Origin of the sequence: Streptomyces endophytica, assembly GCF_026153355.1 — a bacterium.
Classification (GTDB): Bacteria; Actinomycetota; Actinomycetes; order Streptomycetales; family Streptomycetaceae; genus Streptomyces; species Streptomyces endophytica.
In genome coordinates this window covers 2,606,147-2,623,104 of sequence record NZ_CP110636.1, presented here as the reverse complement: position 1 = coordinate 2,623,104, position 16,958 = coordinate 2,606,147, and the positions used below count along the sequence as shown (strand labels likewise).

The window sequence follows — 16,958 nt, the reverse complement described above, 5'->3', positions numbered from 1 at the left end:
CGATGACCCGGCCACTACGGCGGGCGGTCAGTCCACCACCGGCAGCAGCTCCGGCAGGTGGCCGTCCGAGGCGAGGGCGGCCGCCCGGCGCTCCTCGGGGACCGGGCCGTAGGTCGTGGTGCGGGGGCGGGCGGGGCGGCCGGCCCGGTCGGCGATGGCGATCAGGTCCTGGATGGAGCGGTAGGAGCCGTAACTGGAGCCCGCCATACGGGAGATGGTCTCCTCCATCAAGGTGCCGCCGAGGTCGTTGGCGCCGGAGCGGAGCATTTCCGCGGCGCCTTCCGTGCCCAGTTTGACCCAGCTGGTCTGGATGTTGGTGATGTGCGGGTGCAGCAGGACCCGGGCCATGGCCGTCACGGCGCGGTTGTCGCGGGTCGTCGGGCCGGGGCGGGCGATCCCGGCGAGGTAGACGGGCGCGTTGGTGTGGATGAACGGGAGCGTGACGAACTCCGTGAAGCCGCCGGTCTCCTGCTGGATCCGGGCCAGCAGCCGGAGGTGCCCGAGCCAGTGGCGCGGCTGGTCGACATGGCCGTACATCATCGTCGAGGACGAGCGGATGCCCAGCTCGTGGGCGGTCTTGATGACCTCGACCCAGGTGGCGGTGGGGAGTTTGCCCTTGGTGAGGATCCAGCGGACCTCGTCGTCGAGGATCTCGGCGGCGGTGCCGGGGATCGTGTCCAGGCCGGCCGCCTTGGCCTCGCTCAGCCATTCGCGGATCGACAGCCCGGTGCGGGTGGCGCCGTTGACCACCTCCATGGGGGAGAAGGCGTGTACGTGCATGCCGGGGACGCGTTCCTTGACGGCGCGCGCGATGTCGAAGTAGGCCGTGCCGGGCAGATCGGGGTGGATGCCGCCCTGCATGCACACCTCGACGGCGCCCACGTCCCAGGCCTGCTGGGCGCGGTCGGCGACCTGGGAGAGGGAGAGGGTGTAGGCGTCGGCGTCGGTGCGGCGCTGGGCGAAGGCGCAGAAACGGCAGCCGGTGTAGCAGACGTTGGTGAAGTTGATGTTCCTGGTGACGATGTAGGTGACGTCGTCGCCGACCGTGGCGCGGCGCAGGTCGTCCGCGATGCGGCAGAGCGCGTCGAGGGCCGGTCCGTCGGCGTGCAGCAGGGCCAGCGCCTCGGGGTCGGTGAGCCGGGTGGGGTCGTCCGCGGCCCGGGAGAGCGCCTGCCGTACGTCCGCGTCGATGCGCTCGGGCGCCATACCGGGCGCGGCGGCCTCGCGCAGTGCCTCCCAGTCGCCGTAGACCTCGTCGAAGTCGTCCCGGCGGTCGGCGCTGCGGCCCTCGGTGTCGATGGTGTGGTGCAGGTCCGTACGGCCCGAGGAGCTCATCGTGAAGCCCTCGTCGGGCTCCTGCCAGGGCCGGCCGACGACGGGCGCGTCCTCGACGGCCAGGCCCGTCTCCGGGTCGGCGAGGGCGCGGACGTGCGGCAGCAGTCGGGGGTCGAGCCAGGGTTCGCCGCGCTGGAGGAACTCGGGGTAGATGGGGAGCCGTTCGCGCAGGCGGAAGCCGGCGGCGGCGCAGTGCTCGGTCAGCTCCTCGATCTGCGGCCAGGGCCGCTCGGGGTTGACGTGGTCCAGGGTCAGCGGGGAGACGCCGCCCCAGTCGTCGATGCCGGCGCCGATCAGCAGCGCGTACTCGCCGTCGACCAGGTTGGGCGGTGCCTGGATGCGGGTCGAGGGGCCCATGATGTGCCGGGCCACCGCGATGGTCGCGGCCAGCTCCTCCAGTTCGGCGTCCGGCATGCCGCGCATCGCCGTGTCCGGCTTGGCGCGGAAGTTCTGCATGATCAGTTCCTGGATGCCGTGGTAGGCGCGCTGGATGCGGCGCAGCGCGAACAGGGACTCGGCGCGCTCCTCGTAGGTCTCGCCGATGCCGATCAGCAGTCCGCTGGTGAAGGGGACGTTGGAGCGGCCGGCGTCCTCCAGGACGCGCAGCCGGACGGCCGGTTCCTTGTCCGGTGAGCCGTGGTGCGGGCCGCCGGGCTCGCTCCACAGGCGCTCGGCGGTGGTCTCCAGCATCATTCCCAGGGACGGGGCGACGGGCTTGAGCCGCTGGAAGTCCGTCCAGGACAGCACGCCGGGGTTGAGGTGCGGCAGCAGTCCGGTCTCCTCCAGGACGCGGATGGCCATGGCGCGGACGTACGAGAGCGTGTCGTCGTAGCCGTGCGCCTCCAGCCATTCGCGGGCCTCGGGCCAGCGGTCCTCGGGCTTGTCCCCGAGGGTGAACAGGGCTTCCTTGCAGCCCAGTTCGGCGCCGCGGCGGGCGATGTCCAGCACTTCGTCGGGCGACATGAACATCCCGTGCCCGGCCCGGCGCAGCTTGCCGGGGACGGTGACGAAGGTGCAGTAGTGGCACTTGTCCCGGCACAGCCGCGTCAGGGGGATGAAGACGCCCTTGGAGTACGTGATGACGCCGGGGCGGCCGGCGGCCTCCAGGCCGGCGTCGCGCACCCGGGCCGCGGACGCGCACAGGTCCGTCAGGTCGGCGCCGCGGGCCTGCAGCAGCACCACGGCCTCGCCGACGTCCAGCGCCACGCCGTCGCGGGCCCGCTTGAGCGCGCGGCGCATCGCGTTCGCCGTCGGGCGGCTCTCCGGGGCGGGCCGGGCGCCCGTGCCGCGGTCGGCCGCTTGCCCGGACGCCTGGTCGGATCCCTCGTCGGATACCTGGTCAGGTCCCTGCGCGCTGGAAGTCATCCTCCGAGCATACGAGCGACCACCGACAGTGCCGCCGCCATAGAACGACGGCCGGTTGTGCCGCTGATCACTGGGCCGTCCGGTCCCGGCCGACCGGGCCCCAGGAGGCTGTTCCTACAGGCTGCTCCTACAGGCTGGACAGCAGCTCGTCGGAGTACGTACGGGTCAGGAACTCCATGTAGTGGCCGTCGGGGTCGTCGACGTACACACCGCGGCCGCCGTCCCGCGTGTTGATCTTCTGCGGCTCGGCGTGCCGCGGGTCGGCCCAGTACGGCAGGTTGCGGTCCTTTATGCGCGCCAGGATCTTGTCGAACTCGTCCTCCGTCACCAGGAACGCGTAGTGCGTGGGCACGAATTCCTTGCCTCCGGCCGCGTGCTCGGCGTAGTCGAGCGCCACTCCGTTGTCCAGCTTGAGGGTGGCGAAGGGGCCGAACGCCTTGGGCTCCGGCGCGTCCAGAAGGTCGGCGAGGAAGCGGGCCGAGGCGAAGCGGTCGGTGCTGTGCACGATGGTGTGGTCGAGGCTGGGCATGAGATCTCCTTGATCTGCCGAGGCTCTTCATGGATCACGTTGCGTGGACCTTGATGCGTGGATCCCGTTCACCTTCGACGCTACGTCCGCAGGGGCCGACCGCGGATCGGTCTGCGGTCCCAACCAGCGCGGGCGCCCCGTAGGCCGCTGGGCCTAGGCCGCGACGGCGACCTGGGGGTGCCCGTCGTGTGATCGACGGGCACCCGCTGTCCGTCATCCCCGGTATCGCCGCGGATACGGTGCGCAGTCGCCTACCGGGCGGCCGGCCCGCCGGTGTGGAGGAGTCGGTTGGGGGTGCCGCTGCCCGCGTCCGAGATCCGGCCGGAGGTGGCGTCGTCGAGCAGGGCCTGCTGGACCTCGGCCGGGGAGGCGTCGGGGTGCGCGGAGAGGTAGAGCGCGGCGGCGCCGGTCACGTGCGGTGCGGCCATCGACGTCCCGGTGAGGGAGCGGGTGTCGCGGTCACCCGTGTTCCAGGCCGAGGCGATTCCGGTTCCCGGGGCGAAGAGGTCGGTGCAGGAGCCGTAGTTGGAGTCGGAGCGGCGCCGGTCGTCGGCCGTTGCGTTGTTGACGACGAGCGCGGGAGCGATGTCGCCGGGCGAGTTGCCGCAGGCGTCGGCACCGTCGTTGCCCGAGGAGACGACCCAGGTGATCCCCGAGGCGATGGACTTCTTGATCGCGCTGTCCTCGCTGTTGCTCCTGGGCCCGTTGATGCTCATGTTGGCCACGGCGGGCCTGGCGGCATGGGCGGTGATCCAGTCCGCGGCGGCGATGATCGACGATGCCGATCCCTTGCCGCGGCAGTTGAGGACGCGCACGGACACCAGCTTGACGCCCTTGGCGACGCCGTAGTCCCGGCCGCCGATGGTGCCCGACACATGGGTGCCGTGACCGGCGCAGTCCTGGCCGTCACCGCCGTCCCCCACCTCGTCGGCGCCGACGGACGCCCGGCCCTGGAACTGGGTGTGGGAGGTGCGGATGCCGGTGTCGACGACGTACGCCGTGACGTTGTCCGCCGTGGTGGCATAGCTGTAGCTCCGGTCCAGCGGGAGGGTGCGCTGGTCCACCCGGTCGAGGCCCCAGGACGGCGGGTCGCTCTGCACGGCGGAGCCGCGGACCTCGACGTCCGGCTCCACGGAGGCGACCTGCGGATCGGCCGCGACCCGGCGGGCCTGGTCGGCGGTCATCGTGGCCGCGTAGCCCTTGAGCACGGTCCGGTAGGTCTGCCGGACGGTGCCTCCGTGCGCCTTCGCCAGGCGGGCGCTCGCGGCCGTCACCGAACCGGCCGACAGCGCCCGGTCCTTGAGGACGACGATGTACCGCCCGGGGAGGGCGTGGGCGGGGGTGCGGGCGCCGGATGTGGGCTGGGGTTCCTGCGCCTGGGAGACCTGTCCGGCGAAGAGGGGGAATGCCGTCGCGAGGGCGATGACCGCGGTGAACCTTCGTATGCCTGTGTGCACGGCTGCTCCTGAGGGGAGGTCGGCTGAGGGGAGAGGCCGGTACCGGAGGTACCGGGTCCGGAAAGGTCGGTACCGGAAGGACCGGACCCCTTGGTGTACCGACCGCCGGCCCTCCGCGGCGGCACAGCTTCGCCAGTGGCACGGATGCGCAAGTGGCCGTGCGGTCACATGGGTTGGCGTTCTTGGCCGCGCACGACGAGGGCCCGCCACACGAGGTGGCGGGCCCGGTGAGGGGGCGCTGCGGTCAGCTCAGCGCGCCGTCGTAGTCGGGGAGCTTGAACCCCTTTTCGTAGTGTCCGCCCTCGAAATCGGTGCTGCGGTTACCCACGTTGGCGATGAGCGTGTACCCCGCCTCCTCGTACTTCTTGCGGCAGCCGAGTTTCACCGCGGCCTTGCCGGGGCTGTGGCCCTCCGGCTTGAGGCAGAGCCCGTCGACGGTGTACCCGGCCGAGGTGAGCTGCCTGGTCGTGGAGTCCTTCGAGTCGGCGCTGCGGTACGAGGCGAACAGCACGGCCGCGCCGTGTGCGTGCGCGTACTTCGTGGCGTCGAGGATCGCCTGGATGGGCTTTCCCTTGTCGTAGTGGGTGGCCAGGGAGGTGTTGTCGATGTCCAGGACGACCGCGGGCCGCTCACCGCTGTGGACATCGGCCAGGCGCTGCTCCAGATAGCTACGGAGTTCGGCCGCTACGGGTGCGACGTCGGCGAGCCACTCGCTCTTGGACGGCAGCGAGTCCGCATGGGTGGTGGCCTGCGTCGTCGTGCGGGGGGCCGGTGCTGCCGTGGAGACGGCCTGCGCCGCCGCGGGGAGTGACGCCAGGGCGCATATCGCCGCGCCGACGGTGAGAGCGATCTTCTTGCCGTGGTTCATGGTTCGCTGCTCCTTTGCACGATCGGGGTGTGGGGGCGCACGGCTCCGAGGGGTGGAGTCGGGCGGCCACCGGTGATCCGGTGGGGGTCGGGGCACCGGTGGGAAGCCCCCGAAGTTGTTGCCTGTGGTGCGTTGCCGGCGTCCTCTGCCGCCATGGGGAATTGGTATCCCAGTCGGCCCCCGGGTGGTGTCACAACTGCGCCAGTGGCGATCTCGGGCGCGCGTCACCCGTGGGAGCGCGGCGGTCGTCCGCTGCTGCACGCCGGGGTCAGGAAGGGCTCAGATCCACTGCTTGCGGGCGGCGTGCAGGGCGAGTTGGAAGCGGTTGGCGGCGCCGGCGAGGAGGTAGAGGCGTTCCATGTGGCGGGAGAGGGTACGGCGGCTGATGCCCAGCAACTGGGCGATGGTGTCGTCGGTGACCCCCGTCCCGAGCAGCTCCAGGATGCGCCGCTGTACGGGGGCGAGCGCACGGGGCACCTGATCACTGAGGTGCATGGGGTAGCCGGCGCGCCATGAGGTCTCGAAGAGCCCGAGGAGCGCGGTCAGCAGACTCGACGGCCGTACGAGCAGCAGGCATTCGTTGGATTCCGCCTCGACGGACGACATCGACACGATCGCCAGGCGCCGGTCGAAGACGGTGAGTTTGACCGGAACCGCCGTGAGGACCCGGGCCTTTTCGCCCGCGGCGATGCACGGCTGGATGTTCACCGCATAGTAGGCGCTGTTCCGCACCGCCGAGTTCGAGTACACCACGCGATATTCAACGCCGCGCTGGAGATTGTGCACCTCGACGTCATTTGCGCCGCCGTCCGTGTGATAGGGCGGAGAATCGAAGCGGACGACTTCCTTCTCCACCGATTTTTCGAACTGCCAAATGCAGTCCACGATCTGCTGCGGCCCGGTCACCACTTCGACCAAATCGTCCATGGTCTGTGCGCCGGTGCAGCGCCGGTAGTCCCGGTAGGCGTGCAGCGCGGCCAGCCGGGCCCGCTGGACCTCGGCCGACCGGAGGTGGGCCAGCCGGTCCAGGGCGAGGCTCGGCTCCGCGGGTGAGAGGGTGGCGTGATCGGGGCCGCCGGCGACGACCAGCCCCAGCTCGATCAGCCGGCCGACGGACTCCTCGGCCCGTTCGGGATCCCATCCCAGCTCCGCCCCGAGCTGCCCGGCACTGCGCCGCCCGGAGCGCAGCAGCGCCTGTAATGCCTCGGCCTCACGCGCCCCCACTCCGAGATCCCGGAGGTATTCCGCCACGTTTCTTTCGTCCATATGCACTCCCCCAGCGACAGATACTGATCCACCAGCGAGCGGCACAATGAAGCGGAATCCGAGATGAAGTAGACGGCGCGTCATTACTGGCGATCAGGACGTCAATGGCGAACATCGTGCCATGAGAAGGGAGCCTGTCAAGTTGAATACGCAGCAAATGAAGAGGAATCCGGAGAGGCATTCACTCAGGTACGGACCAACCCGTGGCCGATATTTCCCCGAACACCGCAAAAGGCGCTTGCAGGCGGTTTATCACCCGGCCGGGGACGACCACCGTCCCGTTCTGGGCCACAAGTACTGCGGGGTCACAAGTACTGTGCGAAGTCGTCCAGCGTTCGCAGGACCTCGCCCTCGTCCGCCGGGGGCAGTTGCAGCACCACCTCCTGGAGGCCCAGGTCTCGGTAGTGGGCCAGCTTGCCCGGGGTCGGCCGGACCGCGTACGGCACCACCACGGGGTCGCCGGCGCGTCCGGCCTCCGACCAGGCCTGCCGCAGGACCGGCAGGGTCTCGGTCAGGCCGCGCCCGCCGATCGGCAGCCAGCCGTCCGCGTAGGCGGCGATCTCCGCGAAGAGCTTGGGGCCGGCCGCGCCGCCGAGGAGGGTGCGTGGGGCGCCGTGGGCCGGCTTGGGGTGGGCCAGGGAGGCTCGTACGGACCCGAACGGGCCGTCGTACGCGGTGGGTTCGTCGGCCCACAGGGCACGCATCAGGGCCATCCGGTCGCGGGTCAGCGCGCGCCGGGTGGACCACGTGACCCCGTGGTCGGCGGCTTCCTCGACGTTCCAGCCGTAGCCGATGCCGAGGGTGAAGCGGCTGCCGGAGAGGAAGTCCAGGGTCGCGATCTGCTTGGCGAGGTCCACCGGGTCGTGCTGGGCGACGAGGGTGACGCCGGTGCCCAGGGCGAGCCGTTCGGTGACCGCTGCGGCCTGAGCGAGGGCCACGAACGGGTTCAGGGTGCGGCCGTATTCGCGGGGCAGCGGCTCGCCCATGGGGGCGGGGGTGTCGCGGCTGGCCGGGATGTGGGTGTGTTCGGGGAGGTAGAGGCCGGCGAAGCCGCGCTGTTCGAGCTCGCGGGCCAGCCGGGCCGGCCGGATCGTCTCGTCGGTCAGGAAGATCGTGGTCGCGATCCGCATGGTGGGGGACCTCCGTCAGGCGGGTGGATGACGGCATGTTGCCGCACCGTCCGACGGTTATCCACAGGCCTTTCGCCGCGCGTCACGTCGGCGTACAACAGTTTTCACGGAACGCAACACGGCAGACGGAAGGGGGTAGAGCGGGATGGAACGGCGCGATGTTCTGCGGATTTCCGCGCTCGCGGGCGCCACGGGCGCGCTCACGCTCGGCCGGGTGAGCTTCGCCGACGCGACGCCGGCGGCCGGAGCACCGGGCGGCGGAACGGGTAGCGGGAAGGGCGGCGGTGCGGATGACGGGGCGGGCGGCCGGACGGGCGAGCAGACCCGGCGCGTGACCGGCCATCTGCCCATGGGCGTACCGGACTTCGTCTACCTCCCGGTCGAAGTACCGCGCGGCGTACGGGAGATCGCCGTCTCCTACCGCTATGACAAACCCACCGTCCCCGAGGGCACGGTCGGCAACGCCTGCGACATCGGCATCTTCGACGAACGGGGCACCGGCCTCGGCGGCGCGGGCTTCCGCGGCTGGTCCGGCGGGGCACGCTCGGAGTTCTTCCTCCGCGCCGACGACGCCACTCCGGGCTACCTCCCCGGCCCCGTCAACGCAGGCCTCTGGCACATCGCCCTCGGTCCGTACACCGTCGCACCGCAGGGGCTCTCCTACGACGTCACGATCACCCTGCGGTACGGCCCCCCGGGGCAAACGCCCCGGCCCGTCCACCCACCGGAGCGCGCCCGGGGCCGCGGCCGCGCCTGGTACCGCGGCGACAACCATCTGCACTCGGTCCACTCCGACGGCAGGCGCACGCCCGCCGAGATCGCGGCGCTGGCCCGCGCCGCCGGGCTGGACTTCCTCACCACCACCGAGCACAACACCACTTCCGCGCACCGCGCCTGGGAGGGCCTGTGGGGTGACGACCTGCTGATCCTGACCGGCGAGGAGGTCACCACCCGCAACGGCCACGTGGTCGCGATGGGCACCGACCCCGGCGTCTTCATCGACTGGCGCTACCGCGCCCGGGACAACGCCTTCGGCAAGTACGCGCGGGCGATACGGCGGGCCGGCGGCCTCGTCATCCCGGCGCATCCGCACGCCACCTGCATCGGCTGCAACTGGAAGTTCGGGCTCAACGAAGCCGATGCGGTGGAGGTCTGGAACGGCCCGTACGGGCCCGATGACGAGGTCACCCTCGCCGAGTGGGACAACACCCTGGTCGCGCACGCCCGCGGCCGCGGGGACTGGCTGCCGGCCGTCGGGCACAGCGACGCCCACCGCGACCCGGACGTCGTCGGCCTGCCGCAGACGGTGGTGCTCGCCGACGACCTCTCCCGTCGCGCCCTGCAGGACGGCATACGGGCGGGCCGGGTGTGGATCGCCGAGTCCTCGACGATCGACCTGTCGTTCTCGGTCACCGGTGAGCGCGGCGAACACGCCGGTATCGGCGGGCGGTTGGCGCTGTCCGGAGCGTCCGGGGTCACCGCGCGGCTGACGGTCTCCGGGGCGCCGGGCTGCACGGTCTCCTTCGTCACCGACCAAGGACGCCTCCATACGGCCGCCCTGCCGCCGTCCGGCGCGGACACCGTCACCTGGCAGACCACGCCCGATCATGCCGCCTACATACGCGTCGAGGTCCGGCACCCGACGACCGCCCCCGGCCTCCCGGGCCCCATGGCGGCCCTGGCCAACCCGGTGTTCCTGGACCGCAGGGGGTGAGGGGAGGGGGAGGGTGAGGGGAGGGGTGAGGGGTGCGGGGGGAGGGTGGGGCGGGGGCGGGGGCCCCGGGGGAACGAAAGGCCGGCGCTACGGGCCACCCCACCCTCACCCCCCGCGCCCCTCACCCTCACCCCTCGCCCTCCCACCCCGCGCCCCTCACCCTCACCCCTCGCCCTCCCACCCCTCACCCCTCCCCCCTCACCCCTCGCCCCTCACCCCTCACCCCTCCCCCCTCACCCCGCCCAAACGATCGCCTGCAGCTCGCTGTACGCATGGAGGGCGTACGACCCGACGTCGCGGCCCACTCCGCTCCGTTTGAAGCCGCCGAACGGCGCCTCCATGTTGCGGCCGACGGTGTTCACCCCCACGCCGCCCGCCCGCAGCCGACGGGCCACGCGGAAGGCGCGGGCCGCATCGGCCGACCAGACGTAGTCGATCAGGCCGTAGTCGCTGTCGTTGGCGAGCGCGACGGCCTCGTCCTCGTCCCCGTCGAAGGGGACGACCGCGACCACCGGCCCGAAGATCTCCTCCCGGACCACCCGCATGTCGTTGGTGCAGTCGGCGAGCAGTGCCGGCGCGACGTAGAACCCCTTGCCGAGGTGCGCGGGCCGCTCCCCGCCCGCGACGACCGTGGCGCCCTCCTTGCGCCCCAGCTCCACGTACGCCTCGACGCGGTCCCGGTGCGCGGCGGAGATGACGGGCCCGACGACGGTGCCCGGCGCCCGCGGATCACCGACCTTCAGGAACCCGAGGTACGCGGTGAGCTTGGCGACGAACGCGTCGTACACGGAGCGGTGCACGAGCGCCCGGGTCGGCGCCGTGCAGATCTGCCCGCTGTAGAAGGCGTATGTCGTCCCGATGCCGGCGACGGCGGAGTCCAGATCGGCGTCGCCGAAGACGATCGCCGCCCCCTTGCCGCCCAGCTCCATCAGCTGCCGCTTCATCCCGCGCCCGCACACCTCGGCGATGCGCTGCCCGACGGCCGTGGAGCCGGTGAAGCTGACCATGTCGACGTCGGGCGAGTCGACGGCGGCCTCACCCACGGCGACCGCGGTCCCGCTGACGACGTTCACGACACCGGGCGGCGCCCCCGCCTCCGTCAGTGCCTCCTCCAGCGCCTCCGCCATCCGGTACACCGACAGCGGGTCCTGCGGGGCGGGCTTCACCAGGACGGTGTTGCCCATGGCGAGGGCCGGGGCGACCTTGCCGGCCGGGTTGGCCCACGGGTTGTTGTACGAGGTGATGCAGGTGACCACGCCGACCGGCTGCCGGACCGCCAGGGCGCCCAGCACGCCGCCCCGGCCCATCGGGCCCGCCTCGTTGATCTGCGGGGGCAGCGGCGTCTCGACCGGTTCCAGCGCCCCCTTGGCGTACCGCCGGAACCGTGCCGCCGCGACCGCGACCTGCATCCCGCGCGCCGTCGCGGTCGTGGCGCCGCTCTCCGCCTGGGCGAGCTCGGCGTACCGGCCGGCGTTGCGCTGGATGAGGTCCGCGGCCCGGGAGAGGACGGCCGCGCGCGCCTCCGGGCTGGTCCGGGACCACGGGCCGAAGGCGTCCCGGGCCGCCGCGGCCGCCGCGTGCACCTGGTCACGGCTCGCCTCGGGCGCGAGCCCCACGGTCTCCTCGGTCGCCGGGTCGGTCACCTCGTAGTGGCCGCCGTCCGGCACGACCCACTCGCCGCCGATGAAGAGCCGCTGACGGGCCGCCGTCACCGGAACCTCACCGCCCGCTTCCTCCCGCCCACGGTCCCGCTCACCGGGTGCTCACCGTCCTGGTGTCCCGCCCCGACCGCAGCACCGTGCCGGGCGTCGCGCCCGTCACCCGGTCCGCGCGGATCGCCTCGACGCCGTTGACCCACACCGCCGTGACGCCGATCGCCTTCGAGTCCAGCCGCGGGCTGTCGCCCGGCAGGTCGTGCACCAGCGTGGCCTTGCCCGCGTCGATCCGCTCGGGGTCGAAGAGGACCAGGTCCGCGTGCCAGCCCTCCTGGATCTGGCCGCGCTCGCGCAGTCCGAAGAGCCGCGCCGGGTCGTCGGTCAGCATCTTCACCGCCTGCTCCAGCCCGACCAGCTTCCGGCCGCGCAGACAGTCGCCGAGGAACCGGGTGGTGTACGGCGCCCCGCACATCCGGTCCAGGTGCGCCCCGGCGTCCGAGCCGCCAAGCAGGACGTCCTCGTGCTGCCAGGTCTCGGCGCGCAGCGCCCAGGAGTCCGGGTCGTTGTCGGTGGGCATGGGCCACAGGACCGTCCGCAGCCGGTCGTTGGCGCAGATCTCCACCAGGCAGGCGAACGGCTCCTGGCCGCGCTCGGCGGCGACGTCCCGGACGACCCGGCCGGTCAGGCCCTCGTTCGCGGCCGAGTAGGTGTCGCCGATGACGTACCGGCCGAAGTCGGTGAGCCGCCGGAAGACGCCGGCTTCCTCGCTGCCCGCGCGCCGCAGCATCTCGGCGCGGACCGCGGGGTCACGGAGCCGGGCGATCCGCTCGTCGACCGGCAGGCCGAGGACCTCGCCCCAGCCGGGGATCAGGTTCAGCGCGCAGAAGGTGCCCAGCGACATGTTCATGGGCGTGAGGATCGGCATGGTCAGCGCCACGATCCGGCCGCCGGCCTTACGGGCCCGCTCGCTCGGTATCAGCTGCCGGGGCACCCGGTCCGGCACGGCCGCGTCGATGGTCAGCACGTTCCAGTTCAGCGGGCGCCCGGCCGCCGCGCTCATCTCCACGAACAGGTCGATCTCGGCATCGCTGAACCGGTCCAGGCAGCCGGCCACGATCGCCTCGATCTGGGTGCCCTCGTGCTCGGCGACCGCCCGGGACAGCGCGAGCAGTTCGTCCGGCCCGGCGTGCCGGGAGGCGACCGGCCGGCCGTCACCGTCGGAGTGGGTGGACGACTGGGTGGTGGAGAACCCCCAGGCGCCCGCGTCCATCGCCTCGTGGAAGAGCGCGAGCATCTCGGCCAGTTGCCGGCCGGTCGGCTGCCCGCCCACCGCGTCCGGGCCCATCACGTACCGGCGCAGCGCGCAATGGCCCACCATGAAGCCGGCGTTGACGGCGATCCGCCCCTCCAGGGCGTCGAGGTACTCCCCGAACGAGTGCCAGGTCCAGGGCGCGCCCTCCTCCAGCGCCACCAGGGACATGCCCTCCACCTTGGACATCATCCGCCGGGTGTAGTCGGCGTCCTCGGGGCGGGCGGGGTGCAGGGGCGCGAGGGTGAATCCGCAGTTGCCGCCCGCCACGGTCGTCACACCGTGGTTGAGCGAGGGCGTCGCGTACGGGTCCCAGAACAGCTGGGCGTCGTAGTGGGTGTGCGGATCGACGAAGCCGGGGGCGAGGACCAGCCCGGTCGCGTCCTCCGCCGAGGACGACTCCTCGCTCACCCCGCCGGGGCGGGCGACGACGGCGATCCGGCCGCCCCGGATGCCGACGTCGGCGCGGTACGCGGGCGCGCCCGTACCGTCCACGACGGTCGCGCCCTTGATCAGGTGGTCGAGCATGACGGCGATTGCCTCCCCTCGGTTGCCGGCTCGCGGCCGGCGCGGTGCCGGTCCCGTCAGCGGCTCGGCTCAGTTGCCGGCCGCCTGGCGGAACCGGGTCGTCCGGTGCACCGGGTCCGTATCGATCTTCGGGATGACGTGCTCCCCGATCAGCTTGATCGTGTTCATGGTGTCCTCGTACGGGATGCCGATCGGCAGGCCGAAGCTCAGCTGGTCGGCCCCGGCCTGCTCCCAGCGCTTGCACTGCCGGAGCACCTCGTCCGGGTCGCCGCAGATCATCAGCTCCTCGGCGATCAGCAGCTCGATGATCTCGGCGGTGTAGTCCGGCAGCAGCTCGGGCCACTCCGGAATGCCGTCCGGCCGCGGGAAGGTGTCGTGGTACCGGAACACCAGCGACTGCAGGTAGTTGAGCCCGCCGTCGACGGCGATCTGCACCGCCTTCTCGTGCGTCTCGGCGCAGATCGCCGTCGACGTCACCATCACGTTGTCGTTGACGAAGTCGCCCACCGGCTCGGCGTCCCGGATCGCCGTCTTGTACTGCTCCAGCACCCACTCCATGTCGCCGACCTTCTGGACGCTGAAGCCGAGCACGCCCAGCCCCTTGCGGGCCGCCATCGCGTACGAGGAGGGCGACCCGGCCGCGTACCACATCGCCGGGTGCGAGGCCCCGTACGGCTTGGGGAAGACCTTCCGGGGCGGCAGCTGCCAGTGCTTGCCCTGGAACCCGGGGTACTCCTCCTGGAGCCACATCTTCGGGAACTCGGCGATGGTCTCTTCCCAGATCTCCTTGGTGTGGTTCATGTCCGTGATGCCCGGCAGGAAGCCGAGGATCTCGTGCGAACCGGCGCCCCGTCCGCTGCCGAACTCGAACCGCCCCTCGGAGAGGTGGTCGAGCATCGCGACCTTCTCGGCAACCTTCACCGGGTGGTTGACCTGCGCCAGCGGGTTGAAGATCCCGGACCCGAGGTGGATCCGCTCGGTCGCGTGGGCGAGGTAGCCGAGGAAGACGTCGTTGGCGGAGAGGTGGGAGTACTCCTCCAGGAAGTGGTGCTCCGACGCCCAGGCGTACTTGAACCCGGAGGCGTCCGCCTGGATGACGTACTCGGTCTCCTCCATCAGCGCCTTGTGCTCCGCGAGCGGGTCGGTCCTGGCCCGCTTGCCCACGTATCCCTGTACGAAGAGGCCGAATTCCACAGTGGATCACCGTCCCTGTATCCGCCGCCCGGCGTGCCCCGACGCGCGTGCCCGGGGCGCCCGCCCGACGGCTATCTGACGAACCGTCAGCTCTCGATTGCGCCGACTGTTCCACCGCCGCCCGGCACCGTCAAGAGCACCGGACGGCATTACCTGACGCTGCATCAGATGTACTGCCTCAGAGGACGCTCACCCCGGCCAGCCAGCCCCCGTCCACCACGAACGGCTGGCCCGTGATGTACGCCGAGTCCTCCTCGGACGTCAGGAACAGCGCGAGCCGCGCGACCTCCTCCGGCCGCCCCACCCGCCCCAGCGGCACCAGCTTGCGGTACAGCTCGTCCAGCGCCGCCGCGGCTTCGTCGGCGTCGGCCGTGGGGTCGAGCTGGGCGGGGTTGCTCATGGCGGTGTCGATCGCGCCCGGGCAGACGGCGTTCACCCGGATCCTCTTCGCCGCGAGCTCCAGCGCCGCGACCCGGGTCAGCCCCACGATCGCGTGCTTGGTCGCGGTGTACGCCCCGACGTACGCCATCCCCGTCACACCCGTGTACGACGCCGTGTTCACGATCGTGCCGCCGCCGGCCGCCGCGATCTCCGGCGCGGCCGTCTTGATCCCGAGGAACGCCCCGACCTGGTTGACCTGCACGATCTGCTGGAACTCGGCCAGCGGAGTGGCGGTCAGCTCGTTGAACCGCAGGATCCCGGCGTTGTTGACCAGCCCGTCGACCTTCCCGTACGCCTGCCGGGCGGCCGCCACCGCCGCCACCCACTGCTCCTCCTGGCTCACGTCCAGATGGACGTAGCGCGCGGCCGCGCCGATCTCCTTCGCGACGGCCTCGCCCTGCGCGTCGAGGACGTCGGCCAGCACGACCCGCGCCCCCTCCGCCGCGAACAGCCGCGCCTCCTGCTCACCCTGCCCACGCGCCGCCCCGGTGATGAGAACGACCCGCCCGTCGAGCTTGCCCATGCCGGTACTCCCTACTGGATGAAGGTGCGGAGCCATGTCACTGCTGAAGGTGCGGAAGCCATGCCACTGCCGAAGGTGCGGCGTCACGTCACTGCCGAAGGTGCGGAAGCCATGCCGCTACTGCAGCCGCGGAGCCCCGTCACTCCCGCAGTCGCGTGTCACACGCAGAGGTGCGGGGCGACCTCCGCCCCGAACGCCGCCATCTGATCGACGAGTTCGGCCCGGTCCCGGCTGCGGAACCGCACCTGGATCTGCCGCACGCCCATCTCCCCGTACGCCCGCAACGACTCGGCGACGGCCTCCGGCTTGCCCCGGAGGGTGTGCCGCCCGACGTCCCAGCCCGGCTCCCCCACGTACAGCGGCTCGGCGATCGCCCCGATCACCAGCGGTTCCGTGACCCCCGCCGCCTCCCGCGCCGCCCGGAGCGTCGCGATCTGCCGGGGCAACCGCTCCCGCCGGTCCCCCTGCGGCAGCCAGCCGTCCCCGCGCTCCGCGGCCCGGCGTACGGCGGCGGGCGAGGAGCCGCCCACCCAGATCGGCGGCCGGGGCGTCTGTACGGGCCGCGGCGCCTGCCCCAGCCCCTCGAACGCGAACCGCTCGCCCATGAAGGCGGGGAACTCCTCCGGCCCGAGCGCCACCTTCAGCGCATCGATCGTCTCGTCGAGCACCGCGCCCCGCCGCGCGAAGTCCACCCCAGCGCCTCGAACTCCTCCGCCACGTGCCCGGCGCCCACACCCAGGATCAGCCGCCCGCCCGACAACCGGTCGAGCGTCGCGTACTGCTTCGCGGTGAGCAGCGGATGCCGGAAGGCGACCACCGCCACATGGCTCAGCAGCCGCACCCGCTCCGTCACCGCGGCCAGATGCGCGAGCGTGGCCACCGGGTCGTACCACACGGTCCCCATCGCCTCCGCCAGCCGCCGCGGGATCGCCAGATGCTCACAGCAGGCGACGTACGCGAACCCGCCCCGGTCCGCGGCCCGCGCGATCTCCACCAGGTCCCGCGGCCCCGCCCCGGCCTCCCACCCCTCCGCGAACACGCTGCTCTGCGCCTGCACCGGCAACTGCATCCCGTACGCCAGCCGCCCGTCACCCCCAGGCCGCCACACGCCACCCTCACCCATCGCCGCCTCCGCCCGAATGCCTCCCCGTAGCTGACACTCCGTCAGCTCGGACTCGCGCGGCCATCGTCGTGCCTGGCGCTTCATCAGGCAAGAGAGCGGGACAGTAGGCCGGCAGCCGCGCTCGCTCGGGCACGCAGAACGCGCCGAACGAGCGCGGCAAGACCCCTAAGAGGGGCCCCGAAGGGGGGTTGATCACTCGCCTGCTGTCTCGTTGTCGCCGGCCAACCGTTCTCCCCGGCTGACGGCGACACGGTGGACATCGACCAAGGTGGCCCGCAACTGGCAGCACAGGAACCGCAGCTCCTGGTCCGTCACCTCGCTGTCCGCGAGCAGGTCGGCGGCGTGCTCGATCAGCCCCAGTGCCATCTCCAGTTGCACGGCTTCAAAGCGGTCCGCCAGGAACGAGAAGCCACCCTGGGGTCCGCCGTCACTGACGAGAATGCACGTCTTCCCCTCGGGTGTCGTCCACGGCAACAGCCTCGTGGTCGTCGGTAGTGGCCGGCTCATCGCGTGACCACCCC

12 protein-coding genes and 1 pseudogene are annotated in these 16,958 nt (G+C 71.8%); 1 reads left to right on the top strand and 12 read right to left on the bottom strand.

Annotation, left to right across the window (positions count from 1 at the left end):
* Positions 1–27 precede the first annotated feature (27 nt).
* From OJ254_RS11855 to OJ254_RS11830, 6 genes are all read right to left on the bottom strand, one after another.
* Positions 28–2,700: a bifunctional FO biosynthesis protein CofGH gene (locus OJ254_RS11855; protein ID WP_265362297.1), complete on the bottom strand. Its 2,673-nt coding sequence runs from the start codon at positions 2,698–2,700 to the stop codon at positions 28–30.
* A 127-nt stretch (positions 2,701–2,827) separates the two neighbouring features.
* The gene (locus tag OJ254_RS11850; protein ID WP_265362296.1) at positions 2,828–3,229 is read right to left on the bottom strand and encodes a VOC family protein; all 402 of its coding nucleotides are present in this window, start codon (positions 3,227–3,229) and stop codon (positions 2,828–2,830) included.
* A 251-nt stretch (positions 3,230–3,480) separates the two neighbouring features.
* Positions 3,481–4,686, bottom strand: a complete 1,206-nt coding sequence (locus OJ254_RS11845) for a S8 family peptidase (protein ID WP_265362295.1) — start codon at positions 4,684–4,686, stop codon at positions 3,481–3,483.
* A gap of 244 nt (positions 4,687–4,930) precedes the next feature.
* A complete protein-coding gene (locus OJ254_RS11840) occupies positions 4,931–5,554 on the bottom strand; it encodes an HAD family acid phosphatase (RefSeq protein ID WP_265362294.1) in 624 nt (207 codons plus the stop codon).
* Positions 5,555–5,833: 279 nt separating this feature from the next.
* On the bottom strand, positions 5,834–6,820 hold the full coding sequence (locus OJ254_RS11835) for a helix-turn-helix transcriptional regulator (protein WP_265362293.1): 987 nt from the start codon (positions 6,818–6,820) through the stop codon (positions 5,834–5,836).
* Between the two features lie 305 nt (positions 6,821–7,125).
* On the bottom strand, positions 7,126–7,950 hold the full coding sequence (locus OJ254_RS11830) for a TIGR03619 family F420-dependent LLM class oxidoreductase (protein WP_265362292.1): 825 nt from the start codon (positions 7,948–7,950) through the stop codon (positions 7,126–7,128).
* A 145-nt stretch (positions 7,951–8,095) separates the two neighbouring features.
* Between OJ254_RS11830 and OJ254_RS11825 the strand changes: the two genes are divergently transcribed.
* Positions 8,096–9,664, top strand: a complete 1,569-nt coding sequence (locus OJ254_RS11825) for a CehA/McbA family metallohydrolase (protein ID WP_265362291.1) — start codon at positions 8,096–8,098, stop codon at positions 9,662–9,664.
* A 233-nt stretch (positions 9,665–9,897) separates the two neighbouring features.
* Here OJ254_RS11825 and OJ254_RS11820 read toward each other — a convergent pair whose 3' ends face one another.
* From OJ254_RS11820 to OJ254_RS11795, 6 genes and pseudogenes are all read right to left on the bottom strand, one after another.
* Positions 9,898–11,376 (bottom strand): aldehyde dehydrogenase family protein, encoded by a 1,479-nt coding sequence (locus tag OJ254_RS11820; RefSeq protein WP_265362290.1) that lies wholly within the window; start codon positions 11,374–11,376, stop codon positions 9,898–9,900.
* Between the two features lie 40 nt (positions 11,377–11,416).
* The gene (locus OJ254_RS11815) at positions 11,417–13,156 is read right to left on the bottom strand and encodes an N-acyl-D-amino-acid deacylase family protein (protein ID WP_265362289.1); all 1,740 of its coding nucleotides are present in this window, start codon (positions 13,154–13,156) and stop codon (positions 11,417–11,419) included.
* 69 nt (positions 13,157–13,225) lie between these two features.
* Positions 13,226–14,350, bottom strand: a complete 1,125-nt coding sequence (locus tag OJ254_RS11810) for an LLM class flavin-dependent oxidoreductase (protein ID WP_265362288.1) — start codon at positions 14,348–14,350, stop codon at positions 13,226–13,228.
* A 178-nt stretch (positions 14,351–14,528) separates the two neighbouring features.
* Positions 14,529–15,314: an SDR family NAD(P)-dependent oxidoreductase gene (locus OJ254_RS11805; RefSeq protein WP_265362287.1), complete on the bottom strand. Its 786-nt coding sequence runs from the start codon at positions 15,312–15,314 to the stop codon at positions 14,529–14,531.
* A 158-nt stretch (positions 15,315–15,472) separates the two neighbouring features.
* A pseudogene (locus tag OJ254_RS11800) lies at positions 15,473–16,437 on the bottom strand (TIGR03619 family F420-dependent LLM class oxidoreductase).
* A 192-nt stretch (positions 16,438–16,629) separates the two neighbouring features.
* Positions 16,630–16,944 (bottom strand): hypothetical protein, encoded by a 315-nt coding sequence (locus tag OJ254_RS11795; RefSeq protein WP_265362286.1) that lies wholly within the window; start codon positions 16,942–16,944, stop codon positions 16,630–16,632.
* Positions 16,945–16,958: the final 14 nt, after the last annotated feature.